Below are 23983 nucleotides of genomic sequence, written 5' to 3' on the forward strand. Positions count from 1 at the left end.
CCTAATTATTTTCATAATCCCATTCAGTCATCTTCTTTGCCTTTCTATAGGTTTCAGAATTTTTCTCTACATAATCATCATTATCAAAAGTAAGTACACCATCTCTTAAGACATATGGAAATTCGTGCATGCTCGTCTGCCGAACTACAATCACCTGTTTTTTGGTATCCACATGCCACATAACCCCCTCATTTTTATCACCATTTTTCACCCAAAAGGCATCCTTAAATAGAGCTGTTTCTCCATCAATTTTCAGAATGTTATCTTCGATAACTGTATTGTTCTGTCTATGATAAACATAATAGGTACCATCTAGGTTATTCCCTGAACTTTTAGAACCACCGTTAGAATTGATACCCACTAAGTATACTACAAGAGATAAAGCAGCAATCGATCCAATAAGAATCCATGCGAACTTTTTATTAATAACTTTGTCTTCTTTTTCTTCCATTATTCCGCCTCCATATATTCTATAAATATTATACCATACACTCTATACAAACTAAATACCCTTGACTTTTATAGAATGTATAGTATAATAAGACTACTAGGAATTGTGCTCACTGCACACCCAAACACCCCAACTACTGCAAACAGTTGGGGTATTTTTTTATGTTCCTTGCGGTTTAAACAGGGTTAGTTAGGCTAGTCATCTCGATTGTCCTTGCTATCTAGCCATTTGCAAATGAATACGCGATTACGTTTGCTGCGATAGCAAGTAAGAGCTATAGGAATTGACTCACTGATACCACCCCCTTCGCTTCTCAACTAAAGTTAAGAGATGATACCGTCATTATATCATAAAATAGACAAAATAAAATGTACGAATAAAAAAACTCATACGCTTTATTTTACCTTACTCCATCTCCTATCTCTAATCATTTCTTTCCAAAATTTCTTCTATCATATTTAATCGAGAACGCATCCGCCAAATCTGTAATTTCAGTTCTTTATTAGATTTATCCCATCTAAAATGTTGAACAACCTCTTGAATGCTCCAGAGTATATCTTCTTTTGTAAAATTATGTTGAAACTTATTCATAAATCAATTGTAGCATATTTTACTAACAATAAATATTTCACCCTCAAATGCACTTTTTTCACCCTCAAATGACCATAATTACTTTCTGCTTTAAACTATAGACAATTAATTCTTTTTTTATATAATAAAGTTAATCAAACGTCATATGATTACTGAGTGTAGACATTATATCAAGACATATTTTTTTTTCATGTTCAAAAATAAAGAAATGATTTCCTTGGAATTCCATATTTCCTAGATAATCATTAGTATGTATCTGCCAATCTTTCACATAAGTAGTCGGACTAACAAAATCTTGTTCACCGCTATATGTCTTAATTGGGCATGAAATTTTTTTAGTTGGAAAATAAGAATTACTCATTAATTTATAATCAGATTTAATAATAGGTAAAAAAAATTTTATAATTTCCGGATACGGAAGTAATTCCTCTGGAACACCTCCCATCTTGATTAATATTTCAACTATTTCACTGTCACTTTTTCCTAACAAATAATTGTTATTACTTAAATGTAATTTTGGAAAACAACCCGAAAAAAAACAAAAATCCGGAGAAATAGAGTACTTTTCGTAAAGATATACTCCCGAACAAAATGCAAGTAGTCCTCCCATGCTGTGTCCCCAAAAAATAAACTTGGAATCTCTATAAGATAAATATATCTTGTTAGAAATCTCCTCAATTACCTCAACAAAATTCTCATTAAATTCCTCATTAATTCTATTCCCCCTGCCGGATAATTGAAGAGGAACTATTTCTATTTCCTCTTCAAAATAATCTTGCCACCTTAAAAATTCATTTCCCTGCCCACCAGCAAATGGGAAACATATCATTATTATTTTGTTCTTCCGTTTTCTTTCTATCATTTATAACCCTCTAAAATTTATAATTATTTCAATATGTATAATTTATCTGACATTACTTTAGTAATTGTTAAATTTGATAAATCTTCACCTTCAATATTATGACAAACTGCACAACTATAACCTTCGAAGTTCTCTAATAAACAACAATTTATTCTAACTTTCATTTCACCCCCATCAAACACTATTAGTTTTTCAAGATCTATATTAAATGAATCTAGAGATTTCAATAAACCTATTCCCTTATATTTTAAATACGCCTCTTTTACACACCACATTCTATAAAATAATCGCTTCCTTTCTTGAAAAGGTTTACTTTCTAAAAATAGTCTTTCTTTTAAATGAAAAAAAGTAATTAGATTGTCAAAATCAATATCCTCCTCTTTCTCAATATCAATTCCAATTATACCATTTCCAATGGCACAAATTACAATATCATCTGAGTGCGAAATATTATATTGTATTGAACTAAATTCAATTTTAGGCTTACCAAAAGGATTGTCTATAAAATTAATTTCATTTTTTTTAAATCCAAAATCATGAATTAAACCATAGCGAACTAATAATTCAGATAAAATACTCTGAATTTTATTTTTATCAAATATGTATGAAGAAAGTTTCTGTTTTTTTTCTTCTGAAAGAATTTCAAAAAAATCATCATATAAATTATTATAATCCATTTCCTTAACATTGGCATAATATATATTTAACAATGTTTTCTCCTTAATACAAATAGGCGAAAGTTAATCAATAGTATACTTTCACCTATATTCGATTCAAATTATCTATCTACTCTACGGACTTTAAAGAGTCTAACATATTAATATTTCTCAATTTAAAAATCATAAAAATATTAATAATCATAGCAAAAACCAATGTTATAATACTTGAATATACAAAAGTAGATATACTTATATTTTCGTTAAATACATAAAAATCGGTTCCAATTGATTTTATAACATTAAGGAAACTGTAGTAGCCTATCATTAACCCCAATACGCAACCAAAAATTGTTAGAATAATTACTTCTCTAAATACATATGCTTCAACTTCTCCATTCTTAAAACCTAAAACCTTTAAAGTGGATATTTCACGAGTTCTTTCTGAAACATTTATATTATTAATATTATACAGCACAAGAAAAGCTAAGAGTCCTGCAGCTACAATTAGTATGATAACTATCATATTCATTCCTTGTAATCCTTCATCAATTTGATTCACTATGGTTTGTTTTTTATTAATGTAAGTTACCTCTTCAATACCTCTCAACTTTTTATACAAAGTATTTTTCTCACTATTGTTAGCTTTAACAAATTTTATATAATAGTTATTATAAATTGGTTTCTGTTTATAAAGACTTTCATATAATTTAGGTGATAAATATAGATAGTTTTCCTGATAATTCTTAGTAATTTTAGATATTTTAACTTTTTTCTTTTCTGTATCTCCATATAAATTGAAAGTAATAGTATCACCCTCTGATACTCCCAATCGTTGAGCAATATTATGACTTATTATAGCACTACTTTCATCAAAAGATAAATGATCATTAGTCTTGTAGTCATTTAAAGAAATAAAAGATTCTATATTTGCATTTCTCAATTCAGGTACAATAAGATTAATATTATAGTTGGTATTTTCTTTCTCAATCTCAATTGAAGAATTTTGAAACTTCAAAAACTTCACGTCATTAGATTCTAAAATTTTTGATACTGAGTTGTCTACCGTTTTGACTCCAAAAGTAGCATCATATTTAAATATTTCTTTGTACTGATCTCGAGTAAAATTTTGTAGACTTTCTCTTAAGCCAAAAGCTGTAACTAGAATCATTGTACATCCCATTACGCCTAATATTGTCATCCACATTCTTTTTTTATCTAAAAAGACATTTCGTATTGTAACCTTATATAAAAAAGAAATCCTTTTCCAAATAAAAGTAACCCGCTCTAGAATTACTCGCTTACCAGCCACTGGTGCTTGAGGTACCAATAATTGAGAGCTAGTTTGACTAACATTGTTTCTGACAGAAACTAATGTTGAAATCACAGTTACTATTGTAAGACCAATAATTGAAATTAAGGCAACCTCCCAATCAACACTCTGAGTAAGAGTTGGAAGTGAATATTTTATCGAATATGTATCCCAAATGCTATTTGGAATACTTCTGAAACCAACAAAGGCACCTATAGTACTACCTAAAATACTTGCAGTCATTGAGTATATGAGATACTTCAGTAACACCCTCTGATTAGAGTAACCTAACGATTTTAATGTACCAATTATTATTCGTTCTTCCTCTACTAATCTAGTCATTGTAGTCATTGCAACAAAAGCTGCAACAACTATAAAAATAATTGGAAATATCCGCGCCACTCCTGAAATACTATTGATATCATTCTTTAAAGCAATATAGCCTACATTAGCATCTCTATCACTTATTAGCCAATTTTTACTATCAGAAATATCTTCCCTAATCGATTTTTTCAATTGATTTATTTTGTTCGAATAGTCTACATTAGCAATTCCCTTACCTTTGATATAAGTAGGTGAAACTGTCAAATAAAGTTGATTATAAAACTCATTTAATAATAAACTCGTTTTCCCGTAGATAACAAAATCAATTTTCCCAGTTCCTACAGATGAAGAAACTGACCCATTTGAAAAATATTCAGGGGAATTAACAATCCCAACAATAGTCACCTCATCAGTTTTTAATAATCTACTTGAAAATAATTTAATTTTATCACCCACTTTAATTTTAGAATCAGAAAATCCCTCAACAGGTTTTACTATTACAACCTCTTTATCATCTTTAGGCATTTTTCCCTCAATTAAAGTTAGCTTGTTCATACCTAAGTTATCAAAACTAGATAAAGCAATCAAACGTAACGTATAATTTTCTGAATTAATTTCCGATTGACTATCTAATAAACTAGTTTTTAATATTTTTTTCACATTCTTTTGGTTTGATATTTTAACTAATTCCTTATTAGAAAACATTGAATTAGAAATAATCTTAATATCAAATAAATTAGCATTAGAAAAATATGAATCCGAAGTTTTCGTCATACTTGGCGAAGTAGAAAGAAGGCCTGAAAACATCATTGACCCCAAAAATGTTATTCCTAAAATTGCTAGATACCTTCCTAAAGACTGCTTAATTGTTCTAAAAATGTTTTTATAAAATGATTTCATTACATTCACCATTACCACTCAATTTCATCTATGTTCTTAGGAAACTCATTAACAATATTTTCTATTATTCTCCCACTATTAACTCGTATAATTCTATCTCCTATATCCTCAATCAACGAATTATGAGTTATAATAACAACAGTTTTATTGTTTTTTCTACAAGTATCCTGTAAAAGCTTCAAGATACTTTTACCGGTTTTATAGTCTAGAGCACCAGTCGGTTCATCACATAAAAGAATATCTGGATTTTTAGCAATAGCCCTTGCTATTGCTACTCTTTGCTGCTCACCACCTGAAAGCTGAGAAGGAAAATTACTCAATCTTTGTTCTAATCCTACTTCTTTTAGCACCTGAGTTTCGTTAAGTGGATTTTGAGAAATTTGTGAAGCTAGCTCTACATTTTCTAAAGCAGTTAAATTAGGAATCAAATTATAAAATTGGAATACAAAACCAATATTTTTTCTTCGATATTCTGTCAATTGCTTTTGAGAAAAAGTACTAATATTTTGCCCTTCAACCCAGATGTCTCCATCAGAAGAACTGTCCATTCCACCTAACAGATTCAGTATAGTCGTTTTACCAGCACCACTAGCACCAACAATGATAACCAATTCACCTTTTTTTATTGTAAAACTAACATCATCAACTGCTGTAACAACAATTTCCCCACTATTATACCTTTTACTGACATTTTTAAATTCTACAATTGTATCCATATTATTCTTCACTCCTATTCATGTTAAACAACATATCCATATCTTCTTTTTTCAATAACTCAAACTCTTTAGCCTTTGCTTCCTGATGAATTTTAGTCAGTCCTTTTTCTACTAACTCATCTACAGTTACATATTGATATAATTTTTCAATGTCTGTATGATAACCTAATTTAGATAATTCTGAAATGACTCTTATAGATTTTATAGAATCAAGTCCATTTGCAAAAAGATCTGATTTAACATTTAAATTTTCCACTCCAAGTATTTTTTTGACTAGTTCAAGTACATCAGATTCTAGTTTTGATTTTGGCTTAGAGTTTTTTGATATCGGCAATTTTATTGAATAAGACTTCAATTTTTTGATGTCTGTTTTTCCGCTATTACTTAATGGCATCTGTTCAATCTTTTCAAATATGGAAGGCACCCATTTTCTTGGCAGAGTATTTAATAATGAAGTTCTAAGTTCCATATTAGACAATTTTTTTTCCCCTGTATAGAATGCAACTAGTAACTCTTTACCATTTATAACTCTACTAACTACTGAAACGTCAGATATACCTTCCAACTTCAATAATTGTGATTCAATTTCTCCAATCTCTATTCTAGTACCATTTATTTTTATTTGTCCATCTTCCCTCCCAATAAATATAAGCTGCCCTAATCTATTCCAATAAGCAATATCACCTGTTTTATAATATCTCATCCCACCTCGCGATGAATCTGCTCCAAATACATCCTGAGTTAAATGTTCATTACCAAAGTAGCCTTTAGCTACTTGAATTCCATAAATCACTAATTCTCCTGCAACTCCGATGGGTAAATCTTTCATTTCTTTATTAACAATACGAATCTCTGTGTTATACACAGGTTTCCCAATAGGAATAATACTGTTTGATAAAGCTTTCTTATCTACAGAATAGCACGTTACATCTATAGCTGCTTCAGTCGGCCCGTATAAATTATAAATTTGAACCCCAGGATTTTCCATCAAAGCAGCTTTAACAGTCTCATATTGTAGTTGCTCACCACTACATACAATTTTCTTCAAATTAGTTCGTACACTATCTTCAAGAAAAACGTTTAATAAACTTGGAACAAAATGTGCACATGTAATTTCTTCAGAAATAATCAATTTCTTCAAATAATCTGTATCTTTTGCGGTTCCTAAATCACAAAGGATTTGTACAGCTCCAATTACATGTGGTAGTATTAATTCCCAAACTGAAACATCAAAACTTATAGATGTCTTTTGCAATATTCTATCATTCGCTGTAAATTTTAATTGTTGCTTCATCCATAAAATTCTGTTTAAAATACCGGCGTGTGTATTCTCAACTCCTTTAGGATTTCCTGTAGTTCCAGAGGTATACAAAATATATGCTGAATCATCTGCTCTAAATCTGATATCTAAAGACTCTGTTGAATAGAAAAACAACTCTCCCAACAAATCTTTTATATCTATAAGAATAACATTATCTTTTTCCCTTTTAATTTCGTTATTTATGCTATTAGCAATATAGAATTTAGATTGTGAATTACTAATTATATATTTCCTTCTTTCTAAAGGATATTCGATATCAACAGGAACGTAGACTCCACCCGATTTTAATATTCCCCAGAAAACAATCATTAAATTCAGATCATTATTGAGACAGACACAAACCCTATCACCTTTTTTTAAGCCATGTTCTAACAGATAATGAGCAAACTGATTAGATTTATCATCAAGTTCTTTATAAGTCAAGGTTCCTGTGGAATCCTTTGATGCCACTTTTTGGGGATTTAATTTGGCAACTTCTTCAAAAAGTTGCGAGACATATTGAGTTCCAATATCCTCTGAAATTCCTTTAGAGAAATCATTGATTTTTTCTAATTCATCCTCGGGAACAATAGTTATATCTTTAATTTTTTGTTGTGAATTATCTATAATTTGTTTTACAACATGAAGTATTCTTGAATGGAAAGCTTCAATTTCTTCTAAAGAGAGGTTATTTATCTGATAGTCATAAGAAATTTCAATCGATTCTCCATCTCTCTCATTAACCATCATTACCAACGGAACTTCTGAAGTCCCATTTGAATAATATCTTGTTTTCACATGATATTTCGAAGCAGATTCACTTTTACCATTTTGATAATTAAACATAACATCAAACATACCCGAATCAAACCCCTGGGATGCAGATAAAAATTTCATAATATTACTTAGACTATAACTTTGATGTTTAAACAATATTTTATGTTTATCTTGCACTGCCTTAAATAAATCTTGTAATGTATCTTGGTCCTGTTGAATGTCTATCGTCATCGGAAGCATACCAATAAACATACCAAGAATTTGTCTTTCCTTTCCTTTTCGATTTAGAGTCGGCAAACCGATTGTAATAGCTGAATTTTGCCTACTAATTTTTGATAAATAAATAAATAGAGCCGACTCAAATAATACTGCCAGTGACAGTTTAGAATTATTGCAGAATTCTGTCACTGTTTGACTTTCCAAATCAGTAAGATTAAAAAAGATCCTATCTCCAGTAATATCGTCGCGATTAATTGGAATATTACTCAATTCTGATAACACAAAATCTTCTGAATAAAGCTGTTCAAAATAGGCTCTCCCTTTTTCATTTTTATCCTCTATTTTCTTAAAATCAAGCGATTCTAGATAGGCTTTATATAATTGACGCTTAGGATTAGTAATACTCTCACCTTTTAAAAGTTTAGTATATTTATCAATAACTTGATCAACAACCAAAGGGAAAGACCAAGCATCAAATATCAAGTGATTTACTATAGCAAACACTCCCACTTTGCCATTTCCATGTTTAAATATACAAAAGTTATAAAGTTTTGAATTTTCCAATTGTTGAATTTTTTTACTCTGTTCAGTAAAATATGCGTTGATATATTCATTTGAATAACCTGTAAAGTCTAATTCTTCAAAATTATCAAATTGATTATTCTCTATGAAATATTGGTAAGGTTCCCCATCTAACTCAGAAAATCTCAACCAAAAATTATCGTTTTCAAAAATAATTTGATTCAGAACCTCTGACATAAACTCAAAATTATAATCAAATTGAAAGAACCCCACTCCACCTAAATTTGAAACTGCTAAACTAGGATTAACCTTTTGAATATTCCAAATATTTCTTTGAGCATTAGTTAATGGAAAATTTTCAACCATTATTAACTCCTTTCTTATAAGCGATATATTCTACTAAATCATTTACCGTCTCTGCAAATAATAACAGATCGTCTGGTGTAAAGGATTCATCAAATTCTTTATTAATCTCCGAACAAAATCTCAAAATTTGTATAGAATACATTCCAAAAAAGTATAAATTTTCAAGATTTTCAGGTTTAAAACCAACAATATCAAAATGAATCTTCTTTATTTTATTTAAAATTTCTTTTCTGTAGTATTGAGATTCCGGCTCAACAAAGTTGCTACTAGCAATATTTTTAAAAGTCTCCTTTGTCGAATAACACCAATAATTTTCATCATTTAAAATGAGCTTAATATTTTGTTTGAAACTTCCTAAAATATCTTCAAGGACTCCATCCTGAAAATATTCTAGGTATCTTGCAAATTTACAATTTAGTTCTCCACTGTCCCCCCTCTCAATTGTTGGAATAAAAGGGAATTGAGTCGTATATATGTTTAACTCCTCCATTTTTAAACTTGGTAGATATTTCTCTCCAAATTTCATTAAAATATTGTTTGGTTTCAGCACATCATCTTGTGAAGGATGTGCGATATTAACCGTACAATTAAATCCAACTGGAAAAGTTACCTCTGCTCCCAGTTGTCTATCAACTCTCAATTTACGAATTTCTTCAAATCCACTATATCTACCATTATCATAATTAAACGCAAATTGCTTAGAGATATCGAGAACTCTTTCATAGAAAGTAGCAATTCCTGAATCAAATTCTATAAAATCAACCGTATTAAAGTTTCCTAATATAGAGACATTGGCACTCTCTAATTCAGGCAAATGATAAGTATTTATCATCCCTAAATAATATCTGGGACTAGCAACCCACTTTGATACAGCATCTGCAAACATTGTAAGAAGAACAGCTGGTACAGTCACTTTCTTTTTTGCGATTAATTCTTGGAATTCTTCCCATTCTTGTGCCGTTAACAATGTGAATTTATCAATTTTAAAACGTTGATTTTCGAACTTTCTTATGCTTCTTCTATCTTTTAATGGTAAATTTGGAGCAGGAGGTAAATTTTCTAACCTAGCTATTTTCTTCTCTTTAGCATTTAAATAATCAGTTGTTCCTTTTTGCTTTTCATAATGAACGACATAATCTCTATATGTTAATCCATTATCATAAACACGTTTATGTCTAAATCCAAGAGCATTCTGAAATAACTGAGTTAAAAATAAAGCTACTCCATCACCATCCATCAACAGCGGACTAATTGACATCTGAACATTTGTACTATCTTTCCACTGTGTAACAATAATTTTTAGCAACGGCCATTCACCATAGTTAATATGATTATTAATTAAAGACTGTTTTTGACTTTCAAGAATATTCTCATTTCGTAGAATTTTTGAATATTTTTTAAGCTCTACTCTAAATTTTAATTTTTCATTACTAGTTTGTTGTTTAAACTCCTTTACAATTTTTGTTCTAAGAATATCATGATTTTGAATCAGTAAATTCACAGATTTCTCTAGTCTCACTTTTAAAATTTTAGGAAAAATAAAACCTGTTTTATCAAAATTCAAGCAAACATATATATTACTTAATCGACGGTTAAATTTCAAAACCCCTTTATTTTCGACCCAATACGATTTTTGTACATCCGATAATGGATAAATATCAAACCTTTCTTGATCATTATGAATAATTGTTTGATTTTTTTTTGAAGGCTTTGTTGATTCTAATAATTCTTTAAGTATTTTTTCTCTTTCTATAGGATCCAAGTTTTCAATATTCATATCCAATTTTTATTCCTCCATTTACTACAAATTTTAAGATCTTTCTATAATTAATTGTTTTAATATTTCAATAGCAATCTTCTCAATAGTTGGATTTTCAAAAATTTTCTGAATCGACAATTGGATAGAATACTTTAAGTTAATTTTTTTAGTTAATTCTAAAACTGTTAGAGAATTACAGCCCATTTCAAAAATGTTACTATAGATACTCATGCCACTTGATCCTAAAAGTTGACACAAAGTATCAAATACATATTGCTCCGTCTCATTTCGAGGAAGAGTCATCTTTTGGTTGCTTTTATGTAATTTTATAGCATTTTTATCTAGTTCATGAATACTTAGTTTGCCATTGTCGTTAGTCGGTGTCTCCTCTAAAATATAGAACTCTTCTGGAACCATATAAAGAGGTAAGTATTGTTTTAGAAAATCAATTAGTTTATCTACTAAATTTTCTTCAAAATCTAATTGCTTATTTTCTAATACTAGATAAGCTGATATATATTCTCTACTTCCTTTTTCGCCTTTTATAATATGAGCTGTCTCCACATTAGGAAATTTTTCTAAAATATTTTTGATTTCTGAAACTTCTATCCTAATTCCATTTATCTTAATCTGGCTGTCCACCCTACCATAAAAATATACGATATTTGCCCCTGTAATCTTCCCTTTATCTCCGCTTAGATAAACTCTTTTTTCCCGAGATTGCTTAGAACAAGTTAAGAAAGTCTTAAACTTTTTATCAGTCTCTTTCTGTGAGGTATATCCTAAAGCCAAGTTTTGTCCTGATATTGCTATCTCACCAATTACATTCTTGGGAAGAGGTTGTAGTAAATTATCAACGATTGTTATAGCAATATTGTTAATCGGTTTCCCAATTGGAATTTCAAAAGGCTCATCAATATCTATCTTAGAAGAAAAATTGAATTCCGATGTACTGATAGTCCCCTCTGATGGACCATATAAATTTCTAAATTCATAAAATTTCGACCAATTTTTTGCTAAATTAAAAGGGCATTTTTCTCCAGCTACACTGACCATTCTCAATGTTTTAAATTCTTGCGGCTTTACACTCGAAAGGATAGAAGGAGTCGTGGTTAAAACAGAAATACCATAGTACTCAATATTACTCTTTAAATTTTCAGCCAATAAACTTTGAGTTAATGGTACGCACAGACAAGATCCGCTTGAAAGAGAAATCAAGATATCAAAAAGGCAACCATCAAAAGCAATATTAAAAGTCATTAACACTTTATCATCAGCAAAATAATCATAATTTTTTATTAAATTCGATATACCTTGATGAGAAATACATACCCCTTTTGGAACACCGGTTGTACCAGATGTATATATGATATATGCAATATCATTTTGTTCAACAATTTTTGAAGTAATCTTTCGTTCAATTGCTGGTTCATCTTCTTTTAGTACATCTAAGCTAACTACTGGGGTATTGCTTGGTAAATTTTCAATATCTTTTTCATCCCTAGCTATTATACAGTCTATTGAGGAATCATTAATAATATGCTCAATACGTTTAATTGGAAACTTTCTATCTATCGGAACATACACTGCACCTAACTTCCAAATAGCTAGTATTGAACTAATTAATTCAAAACTCCTATCTAAATATACACCTACCTTGCTTTGCTTATTTAACAGCATTTTATTTTGTAATAAATACGCAAGAAAATTAGAATGCTTATCAAGTTGACTGTAGGTATAAGACTGACTTTCTTCCTTTATCGCTACTTTTTCTCCATGATTTTGAACGATATATTCAAATCTTTCTAAAATTGATACTAAATCATTATCATCTCTATCCCCTACCAATTCAGCATACCAATTTGAATCTTCCAAAAGAATTAGACGATTATCGCTTACTGGGTGGTCCAAATAATTCAAAACAATTTTAAAAGTCGCTAGATATAAATCTAAAGCCTCGTCAATTTGTTCATTACTGAATTGTTCCGAATTGTATGTAATTGTGATGCCTAACTTATTTTCTAAGGAGTTATTAACAAATTGAGCTGAAAAAGAAAAATTCGTTTTTTCTGTCACCTTAAGATCATAAAGCGAAAAGAATCTATTATTCAGTGTGTCAGATTTATAAGCATGAAAATCAACATAATTAAAAGCTGTGTAGAATATTGCATCTTTATTGTTGTCACTCAACATTTTAGAAAGAGGATAGCGCCTATATGGCAGAATTTCTTTTTCTTTTTCAAAATTACTTAAAATAAAGTCTGACCAATTTTTAGAATCTGGGATTTTTACTGTGAACGGAAGTGTATTCAAAAACAACCCCAAAGTAGACTCTCCCCCTATCTCTGGCCGGCCATTTGCCACAATACCTGTAGTAATCTTTTTTTCATTGGAAAGCATTGACAACACTTTTAGATGTACACTCAAACAAATATTTTTCAACGGAACTTTTAACCGATTGCTCAATTGATATAAAGAGACAGTATCATCACTATTAAGATTTCTTGATTTGTCATAAATTTTAATATTAGTATTCTTGCTTTGAGTTACCCCGTAAGGTGACACTAAATTACTCTTTTTAACTTCATTTTCCCAAAATTTTTGATGAATTTTATCATCACTAGCAGATCTCTCCAATTTAATAAAATCTGCATAAGTTCCTTTGTTATTATCCTCCTCAATTAATATATTATGTGCTTCTCCATTTAGCTCTTTAAAATAATATTCGCAAAACGTCTGCATAAGCGTCGCTACACTCCACCCGTCTAAAATAGAGTGATGAAAATCCAAACAAATACTAAACTTATCATTGTTTTGATTTTTAAATACCCCTACTTGCCACAAAGGGGGAAGCTCCCATTCAAATGATAGATGTCGTCTCTCAGATACGTAATCATTAATATCGTTTTCTAACAACTTATCCTCAAAATTTATAAATTCTGTTATTGATACTTCAGCTTTTTTATGCACCAATTGGATAGGCTCTGATAAATCTCCTATCCTAAACGAAGTTCTCAACACTGGATTTTCATCCATCAATATTTGAAAAGCTTTTTTAATCAAATTAAAATCATATTCCCCCGAAAAAGAATATATAAAAACATCATGATAGAGTCCATCTTCTTTTTCCGTATAAAAAACCATGCCTTTTTGCAACTCACTTAAAGGGTATGCATTTTCAATAGTACTCATATATCCTCCTATAAAATTATAATTCTACTCAAACTATATACCTTTTATGATTAGTTGTCAACACTTTATTTCATTAATATATATGTTTATGTATAATTTCTAAGGAAAATTATAAATGTAAATTCATATAAAATAAAATAAAATAGGCAAATAAGCGCACTCACTTACTCACCTATTCAAATTATTAGCTAAAGTTACATTTTCGTTACAAATTATCTTTTGACTCTCTTCCCCTACTAGATCCTGTACAAAAACTTGAGATAGAAATACTCTCAACATTTTCTCTGAATCAGTTAATCTATTTCTAATATTGTTCTCAATCCTCTTAATAGGGTTCCCAAGCAAACTAGTATTATATTGTATTTTAAACAATGGATTATTTTTTTCAATTGCTTCAAAAATGTCTAACATAGTAATCTCAGATAAGCTCCTTACAACTGAAATACCCCCATTAATTCCTTCTTTCGTAATAATTAAATTTTCAGATTTTAATTTATCAATAATTTTTACAGTTGTAGAATAAGAAAATCCTAAACTTTCAGAAATTAATTTCACCGAAATATACTTTCTATCATCCTTCTGAGATGCTAAACTAATAAAAATAACTATTTCTATTGCTTGAAAAAAGCATTTGAATATGACACTTATTACCTCTTCTATTGACTTCTTAAATACTTTGTATTAGAATTTCAGAATACCGTGTATATCGAAATTATTATAATTGTTACAATTAGTAGTTACACGTTTTAAATTATACTCTATGACTTCATTATATAATAATAAGGATTTTTTTACCATTGTCAGTTATTAAAGGAGGACAAATAAATGACTAAAATACTCTCTTTACTATGCTCAATAAATTTTTTTATAAATGCCGCTTTACACTATGCTTTATTTCTAGGAGCACCTTTTGGACAATTTATCTGGGGCGGCTACTACACGATTATTCCTAAACAAATCCGCATTTATAATTTGCTGTTTTTCGCTCTATGGTTTTTTTGTGGTATAACATATTTAACTTATGGAAAAGTGATCAAACTATCTTGCCACAAACTATTATTGAATATTAAAATAATTATTTTCACACTTTTCTTGTTCCTAGCTAGTGTATTCAACTTATTTGTAACTACTAGTTACTTAGAAAAATATTGTACTGGATCTATATCTATTTTTACTTTTTTCTTAAGTATTGCTTTAGTTGTTAAAAATTTAAAATTATTCCAAGATAATGCTCTATTTTGTAATCCTTTTAAATGACTGTTAAGCATATCTAGCCTTACTTTTTCCTTATTTCATGCCCTCTCATGGCATAAAAGGGACTTTCCTTCGGCATAAAAAGGATATTTCTCCTCTGAAATACCTTCTGTCCGATTTTTGACCGACTTCTTTCTATTTTCCAACCTCTTTTATCACATTTTATTACACTTTAATAAGCCTAAAATACTGTTCTATCAACTTTTGCAAAATTACCCTACAAAATCCAAGGCATGCAGGGGGCATCTAAATCAACAGGAAAAAGCCTTGATTTATAAGGCTTTTTTGCTTGTCTATAACTGATTTGCCCCATCATTTGCCCCACATTTTTTTATGAGCAATCTTTCCAAACATCTCTAATTTGATTAAATTCTTCAAAAATTTTCTCTTCTAAAGTGTGTCCATATACTTCTACTAACATTGAAATATCTCTATGCCCTAGAATTTTTGCAATAACTCCAAGGTCAAATCCTTTGTGCCAGAGGTAGCTTCCATAGGTATGACGTGCTCCTTTTGTCGTGATAATTGGATAAATATCTAATTCATTTAAAAGAACACTCAAAGCTTTATTGACACTTGCAATATCTGGTACCAAGTGAATATATCCATAATGCTGAAAAATCATTTTATACCTATTCTTGATTCCTAGCTCTTTATTAGCCTTCTCCTGTTCAATTTTTAGGACTTGTAATATCTTAATACATTCTTCGTCTATCGGTACCATCCGAATAGACGTTTTATTTTTTGGAGGGACAAATTTATGAGAAAGGGTATTAAACCTCCTATATGTTTTTAGCAGTCCTCTGTCAAAGTCAACTTCATTCCAAGTTAACGCTATTAACTCTCCAAACCTCATGCCTGTTTTTAATAGAAAATAGACAATATAAGGAACAATTGAACGTTGGTAATCAAATTTTCTCTTTACTGCTAAAAGTAAATCCAGATAGTCCTTTTCTGTATGTAAATATTTCTCTTCTGTCATCTGTTGTTCTTTGGATGAAAATAACTCGACATGTTGTGTAAAATCATCTATTAGAACTTTGTCTGCAATTGCCATTTGGATGCTCTGATGAATCCCAGTATTCAATCTACCAAGAAAATTTCTACCAACTGTTTGTCCATACTTATTCATAATTCTTTGGTATTCACTCGCACGAATTTGAGTGACTTTTTTATTTCCAAATAATCTTTCAATTGTGTTTTTACGGAGAAGATATTTTTTCTTTGTCTCTTCCGACCTACTACTCGGTAGAATTTTTAGTTCAAGCCATTCTTGATACAGATCTACAAGAGAAATATCTCTAGAAATTCTTTTTCCTAAACGAAGTTCTTGCAGAATCGGTTCAGCTTCTGACTCTGCAAGTTTTTTTGTTTTAAAACCGCTATTATGAACAACAGTTTTCCCTTCGCTACGAATTTCATAGGTCCATAAATTACTATCTCCTCGCTTTCGATAACGAACACTTGCCATATTACGCCACCTCAGTTCCTAGAATCTCATTTACAACACTTTTTGGAACAACCATCAAACGTTTGCGATTATAAAATGTATAGCCTCGTGAGACAAGTAATTCTCTTGCCTGATGAATGATATCATTTGCTGTATGAGGGCGATAGCCCATTTCAATTAATTCTTTGTTACTAATTAAATTATTGTCCATAGTTATCCTCCTTATTTATTTTCTAAATTCAGAAACTCGCCTACAAGTAGTTGTAATTCTGCATTTAATTTAGGGAGATTCTGTATTAATACTTCTTTTAATTCTTCCGCAAATTGGTTCGTTTCTTCTCTCAATAGTTTGCGGACTCTTGTTTTTTTCTTTTTGATGCTGTCTGATTTTAAATTTGGAAAAGCCAATGATAACAGTTCAGGATTGTTGAGAAAGATAATTGTAAATGCTCTTTGCTCCACTCGAATATGTTCTAGCTTATAAAATCCGAAATTATCAAGTCGATTCATAACATCTTGGACCATCTCCTCACCAATCGCTTTGGTTCTAAGTTGGAATTCCAGTCTCCACCAAAACGGATTTACAGCCAAATCTAGCTTCTCATCGCGCTTGTGAGCAATGATTTCTTTATTCTTATCATATAACCTAACTTGTACATTACTACCGCTAGAACCCCAATATTTCGTCTCTAATTCACCCCCTCTACCATAGAAGACCTTATGGGTAACACCACCTTTAATATGTTGCAAATTAACGATTTCAGGCCTATTGAAAATGTCAAATGCCAAATCAAAACGAGACAAACGTACTGTCAATGAATTCAATCTAGCAAAGTACATTAATTGCCTCCATACTTTCATTCCATCAAATTCTTTTAAAGTATTAGGATTGAAATCAATTCGAATCAATTGTTCATTTCCATAAGTGGATAATTGAAAAAATATAATATTGATTGAATCATACTCATTAAAATCTTTAGCTAAAGTAAATACATCATCTCGTACGTTATCATGTATTTCAAATGAATCAACTCTTGTACTTATTGCCTGTTTCAGATTTTTAAAAATTTGTCTTAGGGAACCAATGTCTGTATCCCAGATAACCGTTAATCTATCAATACTGACATCTAACCGCTGTACTAATTCTCCTACATCACATCGTTCTTGAATACTTCTTAAATCTTGTATAGAAACCAACAAAATTGTCCCCCTTCTTTTAGATTTTTTAGGTTTCAGAAACACCGTCAAATCAACGATTGCTCGTTCCGTCGTTCTTTGGGCGTTGCCCTAAGTGTCCCTTTTTGCTGGCTGTTAGAATAGCCAGCTTTTGCTTGGCTAGAAATTGTCTGGACGGCAGTCTGCAGGACTTCGCCTGACTTCCCGTCAGGCTCGTCCCTTGTCCTTGTCCACACAATTTCTAGCTCCAAGGCTTCGAATAGTCATAAGTCATAGTCTCATCCTCAACTTCCTCCTCACTCACTGTCCCTAAACTTATGAACTATTTTTTATCATTTATAACTTATTTCTAAGTTATAAATATATTTTATAAAAAATATTTGGGCAAGTCAACTAAAAACTTGATTTGTAAGTTTTTAGGTGATAAAATAAGTTAAAAATAAAAATAGGAGTTTCCCATGACCTTTATTATTCAAAATTTTGGACCCAATTTGGCACGATTGCGCATAGAAAAAGGAGTAAGCCAAACTCAACTAGCTGAAGATTTAGGAATCGGTAAACAGTCCATCTCTGATTACGAAAAACAAAAAAGCTATCCTACCTTTGCAAATTTGGATAAGATAGCGGAATATTTTAATGCAACTCCAACCCAACTCTTTGGAACGAGTAAAGAGATTGAGTTAGAAAAGAGTGTTCTTGAATCTAATGAATACTCTGATAAAGTAAGTGAAATCTTAAAAGCTGTCAAATACATCGAGCATTTCCTACATACTGATGGACAGTACTTAGAGGATTTACTTTACCTAACAAGAGGCAACCAACTATACACAGAAGATGGAGATGAGTTGTATATTGATCCAACTTCTCAGAAAAGAACACTTCATAACCAATATGAACCTGGTTTTATTGTAGCAAGGGATAAATCTCCACTAGAACTCTTAATTGAAAATAAGGAATTGTTTGATAAATAGAAAAAGCGAGGATAACCTCGCTTCAGATTGAAGTTAAAATCTTTAGAAGACACTTTTATAAGGACTTTGTCTTCAATCTGTGAAAAGGAGTGAAAACTCCTTTTCTTTTTGTAAGTCAGACTGAAACTTCCAAATTGTTTATTTATTTTATTGACATTTTCTATAAAAATAAGTACAATAGTTTTATTAACAAACTATACTATACTATATAGGGGGTATTGAAATGAAATTTTCTAATCGTTTACTGCTATTCCTTGCAGGAGTTGTTTTTGTCCTTTTAGGACTTTTCCTATTTACAAACCCAGTAGCTAATCTTGTTGCTTACAGCTGGTGGATTTCATTTGGTTTACTGGTTTCTTCTATAGCAGCTATTTTAGGCTATTTCTCTGCACCAAAAGAGCTTCGCTCACCTGTTTATCTTTTCGAAGGGTTTGTTAGTCTTCTCTTAGCTCTTTACCTCGTTGCTTATGGCTTTGTGACCCTGCCGGTCGTCATTCCGACCATTGTAGGAATTTGGTTAATTGTAGAAGCCATTATTGCTTTCTTTAAAGGCATTCGTCTAGGATTGATTTTCCCTATTATTGGTAGCAATATCACGTGGGTAGCCTTGCTTGAATTTTTACTAGGTCTAGTGATTCTGTTCAATCCAGTGGCTACAGGTGTCTTTGTCGTTTATGTCATTGCCTTTTCATTTTTAGTTACTGGCTTCACCTACATTATTGAGGCCTTTCGTAAATAGTCTAGTTGCTATTTCTATCGCATTCAAAAAAGCTGGGAAATCATATTCTCAGCTTTTTCGTCTCTTTAATTATCACTTTTTCGCATTCCATTCTGCGTAGAATTGCTCCAAGTATTCTTCCAAAAAGTGATGGCATAGTGCTCTAGCATTCGATAAGTTGCAATAATAACCGGTCGAGAACGGGGCATCGACTCAATCATACCGAAAATAAAAGAGCGAATGTTATCTGCAAAAAGAAAGCTTAGATTCTTTGCGATTTCAACAAAAAAAGCACTGTTTGTACTGACCCCAAAAAGTTAGACAAGTAATTTAAGTGAAGGATTTAGTTCTGTATTTCACAGGACTAATGTAAGTGGCTCATTTGGACTATCCTCCTGTTTTGTTTTGTCACTTACAGTATAGTCTTTTTAGGCTTTTCTTGTATTTTGAGTTTAACTAATGCATGTTCTTAAAATTTCCTAAGTCTACCAACAGCTCTATCCAAATCTTTCTTTTTAATCAAAATTTTAAAGTTGTCTAATTTATAGAATATAAGTTTTGTAATAAAACCTCAATCTCTTTGTAAAATATTGTATATTACATAAAAGATTATTGTATGCTATAATTCACCTTGTGTAGCAGTATTTTGTACTACTAAATATAGGAGATTTTATTCTATCTCTATAAAGTAATAAAGGAGTGTAAGCCCATGGAAAATGTTGTTGTCTCAATTTTTGATATTGAAAGTGAAGCCTTTCAGGCCTTTTCAGAATTAAAACAGTTTGGTCAAACTGAAAATACAAAATTAGCTCAGGCTTCAATTGTAAAAGCTGAAAATGGTGTTGTTAACGTCAAAGATAGCTTTGATTTGATGGATTCCCTAGGAGATGATTATTTCGAAGGCGGATTAATTGGTAGTTTAATCGGAATTTTAGGTGGACCACTAGGTGTTCTCTTTGGTTTTGCTGCTGGTGGAGCAATTGGCGCCTCCGTTGGTTCAGACAAAGAATTGGCCAATTCGGTATTAATTACAACCGTTAGTAATAAGTTGACAAATGGCGAAGTAGCTATTATTGCACTTGTACAAGAAAATGATGAATCTGTTTTAAATTCTATTTTTGAAAAGTATCAGGTTCACATTGCTAGGTGGGATGTCGCTACTGTTGCGGCAGAAATAGAGTCAGCTCTCAAAATTCAAGAAGATTTAGAGCATCAAGCTAAAGCTCGCTTAATTGCGGATAAAAAAGAAGCTCGTCGTGAAAAATTTGATAAATTGAAAGCTAATATTAAAGAGAAATTTTCGAAAAAAAATTAACAGACTGAAGAGACTGAGGTAATTAGGAATCGGTAAACAGTCCATCTCTGATTACGAAAAACAAAAAAGCTATCCTACCTTTGCAAATTTGGATAAGATAGCAGAATATTTTAATGCAACTCCAACCCAACTCTTTGGAACGAGTAAAGAGATTGAGTTAGAAAAGAGTGTTCTTGAATCTAATGAATACTCTGATAAAGTAAGTGAAATCTTAAAAGCTGTCAAATACATCGAGTATTTCCTACATACTGATGGACAGTACTTAGAGGATTTACTTTACCTAACAAGAGGCAACCAACTATACACAGAAGATGGAAAAGAGTTGTATATTGATCCAACTTCTCAGAAAAGAACACTTCATACCCAATATGAACCTGGTTTTATTGAAGCAAGAGATAAATCTCCACTAGAGCTCTTAATTGAAAATAAGGAGCTATTAGATTAAATAAAAAAAGCGAGGATATCCTCGCTTTTCTATTGTAAAATCTTATTCTTCATTATCAATCATCAAACACTCTGCCTGTGAGTTGGTACATGAGGTAAATGTGCTCCAAGGTTTTGACAATTCGCGCCACATAAAGTTATTTAAGCATCTCCTTTTCTCTCATTACCATTTTATGGTATAATAAATTGTACTTCTAAAATAGAAAGGTCTTAAGATGACAACTCTTATTAAACATAAACGTGTAGAATTTTCAGAACTTTTTTATGACTTAGTTTTTGTTTTTGCAATTTCAAAAGTAACTACTTTAATCGACCATCTTCATAACGGTATTTTGACTTGGAATTCTTTCCTTGATTTTTTCATTGCTATTTTGTTTCTCATCGATTCCTGGATGATTCAAACCGATTATACCAATCGCTATGGAAAGAACTCTTTATTTAACATGGTAATCATGTTTATCAAAATGGGACTTTTACTCTTTATAGCCAATATGATTGGACCTGATTGGCAACAATATTCTCATTATCTCTGTTGGGCTATTGGTACATTAACCTTTACCTTATTTTTACAATATTTGGTTGAATTTTTTAGAAAATCAACCGATAATGCTAATCGGGAAAGTATCAAAGGTTTTCTATGGATAACAGGTCTAGGAAGTTTAGGAGTCTATCTAGCAGCTCTTCTTCCTATTTACGTTGGGGTCTCTATCTTATTTGCTAGTATTCTGCTAACATTTATTATGCCAATTATCTTGCTTAGTAAAGATAAGCATTACCAGGTAAATCTCCCCCATTTAATCGAGCGCATCTCCCTTCTTGTCATTATTACGTTTGGAGAGATGATTATGGGGCTAGCTAACTTCTTTACAATCGAGAATTTCTCGATTTATTCGGTTCTTTATTTCATAATTATGATTTCTCTGTTCTTGTTTTATTTTGGTCAATTCGACCATGCTATTGATGAAAAATCTAATCAAAAGGGGCTATTTCTAATTTACAGTCACTATCCTATTTTCATTGGGCTTATGATGATGACTGTATCGATGAGTTTTCTTCTGAATCCTGAAGCTAATCGTCTCTTTGCAACCAGCTTCTCTTATATCGGATTTGGCCTCTTTCAAGCTGCTGTCCTAGTAAATGGGCCCTATAACAAACACTATCTTCGCTATTCGAAAAGTTACTACTGTGTCCAAGCGACACTCTATCTGGCTGCCTTGATTCTCTCTTTAATCTTTGCTTCTAATCCTATAATAGTAGTGAGTATAACAACCATTTTAGCTCTAGCTATAGCCATTCATTTTATTTATTTTTATGTGACACAGAATAAAAAATATTCCAAATCTAACTGGGGGTTCTTTTAATGAGTTTATAACATAAAAAAGCTTTGGGAACCAAGGCTTTATATGATATCAATCACCGACCACGAAAATGTTTAGCTTACAGAACTGCTAGTGAAGCTCTAGAGGATGAGTTCGAGTAAATGTTGCACTTATTCTTGCAATTTATCATTTACTTGATGCACGAACTCGATATTTTTTTCGTTAATTTGTTTTTGCCCCACTTTTGCCCCATTTTTAAATCCTGACATTGAAAATACCTAAAAGTATTTCCCTAAAATCAGCTATATTTCAACATTTTTGTTTATTTTCAATATGAAAAGTTCTTACAAATTCATGCAGGGGGCATAGAAATAGATAAGAAAAAGCCTTGATTTACAAGGTTTTTTTGTTTGTTCAAAATCAATTTACCGTGCAATTAGTCGGGGGTTCACAATAAACTTTTTACTGCCATAAACTCCTCTGTGATTTTTTCGTCCAAAGTATACCCATATACCTCTACAAGCATTGAAATATCTTTATGTCCCAAAATCTTAGCAATAATTCCTAAATCAATACCTTATGCCATAAGTGGCTCCCATAAGTATGATGTGCACCTTTTGTTGTTAAAATTTGCTCAACCTCTAAATTCTTAAGCAAGCCTTTAAGATACTTATTGACTGAAGCAATATCAAGTTTTCAAGCCAATAAATCTAGCCAACTTATAAATGACCCTAATTCGGACCTTTCGGCCAGTTAAACCATCATATTTACCTCACAGAGTAATAATTCGTCGCTTACTTGATATCTTTTGTCACCATAAAGCCAATCAGCCTCTCAATTTTCTCCATTCCCTATCTTTGAAGATATCAGAGTTTTCTAGGCCATAGTTCCAAATTTCAGACTCCATTTTGGACATCTCCGTTAACTTCAAAGTCACGGTACGCGTCACTGTAATGAGTTGCTGGTCGTTCCGTAAAGTCGACAGGACAAAGCCCCTTGTCTTTCCAATCACTTCTTTCCCCGCAAGGAGCACATGTAGATCTGCCATTTGTATTCCTCATTTCTTTTATTTGTTCTGTTTGTCTTTTACTCAAAAAGCAGCTGGAGCACGAGCCAATCTCATTATTCCACCTCAAATTCCTAAATATACTTTCTTCAAACGCCGCTGATAGCTATTCTTGCAGTCCATCAAGCGCTTGGAAAAGCTATCATGGCAATCATGACGATTAAAAAGTGATTCCATTTCTCCCAAACTTTCCTGATAACATTGCTCACAATGTACTTTATCTTCACGGTACATTCGTACTGAGAATCTAAACCTTTCCAAGATTCCCTCAAATCTATTTTTAAAATAGTCCATTTTTACCTCTTTTCTAAATTTCTTAGCTC

General features: G+C 31.3%; 21 protein-coding genes and 1 pseudogene. 6 read left to right on the forward strand and 16 right to left on the reverse strand.

Annotated elements, in window-relative coordinates; translation table 11 throughout:
- Position 1: 1 nt before the first annotated feature.
- From J1C81_RS10695 to J1C81_RS10735, 9 genes are all read right to left on the reverse strand, one after another.
- Entirely contained in the window at positions 2–451 is a 450-nt protein-coding gene (locus J1C81_RS10695; protein WP_002916242.1) for a hypothetical protein, read from the reverse strand.
- 721 nt (positions 452–1172) lie between these two features.
- On the reverse strand, positions 1173–1904 hold the full coding sequence (locus tag J1C81_RS10700; RefSeq protein ID WP_268683726.1) for a thioesterase II family protein: 732 nt from the start codon (positions 1902–1904) through the stop codon (positions 1173–1175).
- Between the two features lie 23 nt (positions 1905–1927).
- Positions 1928–2614 carry a 4'-phosphopantetheinyl transferase family protein gene (locus J1C81_RS10705; RefSeq protein WP_427197458.1) on the reverse strand — a complete coding sequence of 229 codons (687 nt, stop codon included), beginning with the start codon at positions 2612–2614 and terminating at the stop codon, positions 1928–1930.
- A 76-nt stretch (positions 2615–2690) separates the two neighbouring features.
- Positions 2691–5096 (reverse strand): ABC transporter permease, encoded by a 2406-nt coding sequence (locus J1C81_RS10710; RefSeq protein WP_268683728.1) that lies wholly within the window; start codon positions 5094–5096, stop codon positions 2691–2693.
- A gap of 11 nt (positions 5097–5107) precedes the next feature.
- Positions 5108–5812, reverse strand: coding sequence for an ABC transporter ATP-binding protein (locus J1C81_RS10715; protein ID WP_032909841.1), 705 nt, complete (start codon positions 5810–5812; stop codon positions 5108–5110).
- A 1-nt stretch (position 5813) separates the two neighbouring features.
- The gene (locus J1C81_RS10720) at positions 5814–8996 is read right to left on the reverse strand and encodes a non-ribosomal peptide synthetase (RefSeq protein WP_002916249.1); all 3183 of its coding nucleotides are present in this window, start codon (positions 8994–8996) and stop codon (positions 5814–5816) included.
- Positions 8989–10773 (reverse strand): condensation domain-containing protein, encoded by a 1785-nt coding sequence (locus J1C81_RS10725; protein WP_002916250.1) that lies wholly within the window; start codon positions 10771–10773, stop codon positions 8989–8991. The genes J1C81_RS10720 and J1C81_RS10725 overlap by 8 nt, the downstream gene beginning before the upstream one ends.
- 33 nt (positions 10774–10806) lie before the next feature.
- Positions 10807–13947, reverse strand: coding sequence for an amino acid adenylation domain-containing protein (locus J1C81_RS10730; RefSeq protein ID WP_427197459.1), 3141 nt, complete (start codon positions 13945–13947; stop codon positions 10807–10809).
- Between the two features lie 168 nt (positions 13948–14115).
- Positions 14116–14502, reverse strand: coding sequence for an Rrf2 family transcriptional regulator (locus J1C81_RS10735; RefSeq protein ID WP_002916252.1), 387 nt, complete (start codon positions 14500–14502; stop codon positions 14116–14118).
- A gap of 270 nt (positions 14503–14772) precedes the next feature.
- Between J1C81_RS10735 and J1C81_RS10740 the strand changes: the two genes are divergently transcribed.
- Positions 14773–15204, forward strand: coding sequence for a hypothetical protein (locus tag J1C81_RS10740; protein WP_268683733.1), 432 nt, complete (start codon positions 14773–14775; stop codon positions 15202–15204).
- A 328-nt stretch (positions 15205–15532) separates the two neighbouring features.
- Here J1C81_RS10740 and J1C81_RS10745 read toward each other — a convergent pair whose 3' ends face one another.
- The 4 genes from J1C81_RS10745 to J1C81_RS10760 are packed head-to-tail and all read right to left on the reverse strand — an operon-like array spanning position 15533 to position 18078.
- On the reverse strand, positions 15533–16672 hold the full coding sequence (locus tag J1C81_RS10745) for a site-specific integrase (RefSeq protein WP_002911106.1): 1140 nt from the start codon (positions 16670–16672) through the stop codon (positions 15533–15535).
- A 1-nt stretch (position 16673) separates the two neighbouring features.
- Positions 16674–16862, reverse strand: coding sequence for a DUF3173 domain-containing protein (locus J1C81_RS10750; RefSeq protein WP_000369785.1), 189 nt, complete (start codon positions 16860–16862; stop codon positions 16674–16676).
- 11 nt (positions 16863–16873) lie between these two features.
- Complete coding sequence (locus J1C81_RS10755) at positions 16874–17851, reverse strand: hypothetical protein (protein WP_002896713.1); 978 nt, start codon at positions 17849–17851, stop codon at positions 16874–16876.
- Positions 17852–17895: 44 nt separating this feature from the next.
- Positions 17896–18078, reverse strand: coding sequence for a hypothetical protein (locus tag J1C81_RS10760; protein WP_002916824.1), 183 nt, complete (start codon positions 18076–18078; stop codon positions 17896–17898).
- Between the two features lie 207 nt (positions 18079–18285).
- Here J1C81_RS10760 and J1C81_RS10765 point away from each other — a divergent pair, with 207 nt between their 5' ends.
- The 5 genes from J1C81_RS10765 to J1C81_RS10785 all read left to right on the forward strand — a co-directional run bounded on the left by J1C81_RS10765 (position 18286) and on the right by J1C81_RS10785 (position 22636).
- Entirely contained in the window at positions 18286–18798 is a 513-nt protein-coding gene (locus tag J1C81_RS10765; protein WP_002911102.1) for a helix-turn-helix domain-containing protein, read from the forward strand.
- A gap of 223 nt (positions 18799–19021) precedes the next feature.
- On the forward strand, positions 19022–19537 hold the full coding sequence (locus tag J1C81_RS10770) for an HdeD family acid-resistance protein (protein WP_002916825.1): 516 nt from the start codon (positions 19022–19024) through the stop codon (positions 19535–19537).
- A 688-nt stretch (positions 19538–20225) separates the two neighbouring features.
- The gene (locus J1C81_RS10775) at positions 20226–20831 is read left to right on the forward strand and encodes a DUF1269 domain-containing protein (protein WP_002916827.1); all 606 of its coding nucleotides are present in this window, start codon (positions 20226–20228) and stop codon (positions 20829–20831) included.
- A gap of 28 nt (positions 20832–20859) precedes the next feature.
- Positions 20860–21276, forward strand: a complete 417-nt coding sequence (locus J1C81_RS10780; protein WP_155114792.1) for a helix-turn-helix domain-containing protein — start codon at positions 20860–20862, stop codon at positions 21274–21276.
- A gap of 214 nt (positions 21277–21490) precedes the next feature.
- Positions 21491–22636 carry a low temperature requirement protein A gene (locus J1C81_RS10785; RefSeq protein WP_002916830.1) on the forward strand — a complete coding sequence of 382 codons (1146 nt, stop codon included), beginning with the start codon at positions 21491–21493 and terminating at the stop codon, positions 22634–22636.
- Between the two features lie 406 nt (positions 22637–23042).
- Here the strand turns inward: J1C81_RS10785 and J1C81_RS10790 are convergent.
- The 3 genes and pseudogenes from J1C81_RS10790 to J1C81_RS10800 all read right to left on the reverse strand — a co-directional run.
- Positions 23043–23278, reverse strand: a pseudogene (locus J1C81_RS10790) (tyrosine-type recombinase/integrase); the annotation flags it as partial.
- Between the two features lie 142 nt (positions 23279–23420).
- On the reverse strand, positions 23421–23642 hold the full coding sequence (locus J1C81_RS10795; RefSeq protein WP_002916832.1) for a hypothetical protein: 222 nt from the start codon (positions 23640–23642) through the stop codon (positions 23421–23423).
- An 84-nt stretch (positions 23643–23726) separates the two neighbouring features.
- Entirely contained in the window at positions 23727–23954 is a 228-nt protein-coding gene (locus J1C81_RS10800; protein WP_032910019.1) for a hypothetical protein, read from the reverse strand.
- Positions 23955–23983 lie beyond the last annotated feature (29 nt).

It is taken from the genome of Streptococcus sanguinis (assembly GCF_050225395.1).
In the GTDB taxonomy this organism is placed as follows: domain Bacteria; phylum Bacillota; class Bacilli; order Lactobacillales; family Streptococcaceae; genus Streptococcus.

What these genes read in the sequence shown, in the direction of transcription:
- J1C81_RS10695 (WP_002916242.1), bottom strand. Translation starts at nt 451, where the DNA reads ATGGAAGAAAAAGAAGACAAAGTTATTAATAAAAAGTTCGCATGGATT.
- J1C81_RS10700 (WP_268683726.1), bottom strand. Translation starts at nt 1,904, where the DNA reads ATGATAGAAAGAAAACGGAAGAACAAAATAATAATGATATGTTTCCCA.
- J1C81_RS10710 (WP_268683728.1), bottom strand. Translation starts at nt 5,096, where the DNA reads ATGAAATCATTTTATAAAAACATTTTTAGAACAATTAAGCAGTCTTTA.
- J1C81_RS10715 (WP_032909841.1), bottom strand. Translation starts at nt 5,812, where the DNA reads ATGGATACAATTGTAGAATTTAAAAATGTCAGTAAAAGGTATAATAGT.
- J1C81_RS10720 (WP_002916249.1), bottom strand. Translation starts at nt 8,996, where the DNA reads ATGGTTGAAAATTTTCCATTAACTAATGCTCAAAGAAATATTTGGAAT.
- J1C81_RS10725 (WP_002916250.1), bottom strand. Translation starts at nt 10,773, where the DNA reads ATGAATATTGAAAACTTGGATCCTATAGAAAGAGAAAAAATACTTAAA.
- J1C81_RS10730 (WP_427197459.1), bottom strand. Translation starts at nt 13,947, where the DNA reads ATGAGTACTATTGAAAATGCATACCCTTTAAGTGAGTTGCAAAAAGGC.
- J1C81_RS10740 (WP_268683733.1), top strand. Translation starts at nt 14,773, where the DNA reads ATGACTAAAATACTCTCTTTACTATGCTCAATAAATTTTTTTATAAAT.
- J1C81_RS10745 (WP_002911106.1), bottom strand. Translation starts at nt 16,672, where the DNA reads ATGGCAAGTGTTCGTTATCGAAAGCGAGGAGATAGTAATTTATGGACC.
- J1C81_RS10750 (WP_000369785.1), bottom strand. Translation starts at nt 16,862, where the DNA reads ATGGACAATAATTTAATTAGTAACAAAGAATTAATTGAAATGGGCTAT.
- J1C81_RS10765 (WP_002911102.1), top strand. Translation starts at nt 18,286, where the DNA reads ATGACCTTTATTATTCAAAATTTTGGACCCAATTTGGCACGATTGCGC.
- J1C81_RS10770 (WP_002916825.1), top strand. Translation starts at nt 19,022, where the DNA reads ATGAAATTTTCTAATCGTTTACTGCTATTCCTTGCAGGAGTTGTTTTT.
- J1C81_RS10775 (WP_002916827.1), top strand. Translation starts at nt 20,226, where the DNA reads ATGGAAAATGTTGTTGTCTCAATTTTTGATATTGAAAGTGAAGCCTTT.
- J1C81_RS10785 (WP_002916830.1), top strand. Translation starts at nt 21,491, where the DNA reads ATGACAACTCTTATTAAACATAAACGTGTAGAATTTTCAGAACTTTTT.
- J1C81_RS10795 (WP_002916832.1), bottom strand. Translation starts at nt 23,642, where the DNA reads ATGGCAGATCTACATGTGCTCCTTGCGGGGAAAGAAGTGATTGGAAAG.
- J1C81_RS10800 (WP_032910019.1), bottom strand. Translation starts at nt 23,954, where the DNA reads ATGGACTATTTTAAAAATAGATTTGAGGGAATCTTGGAAAGGTTTAGA.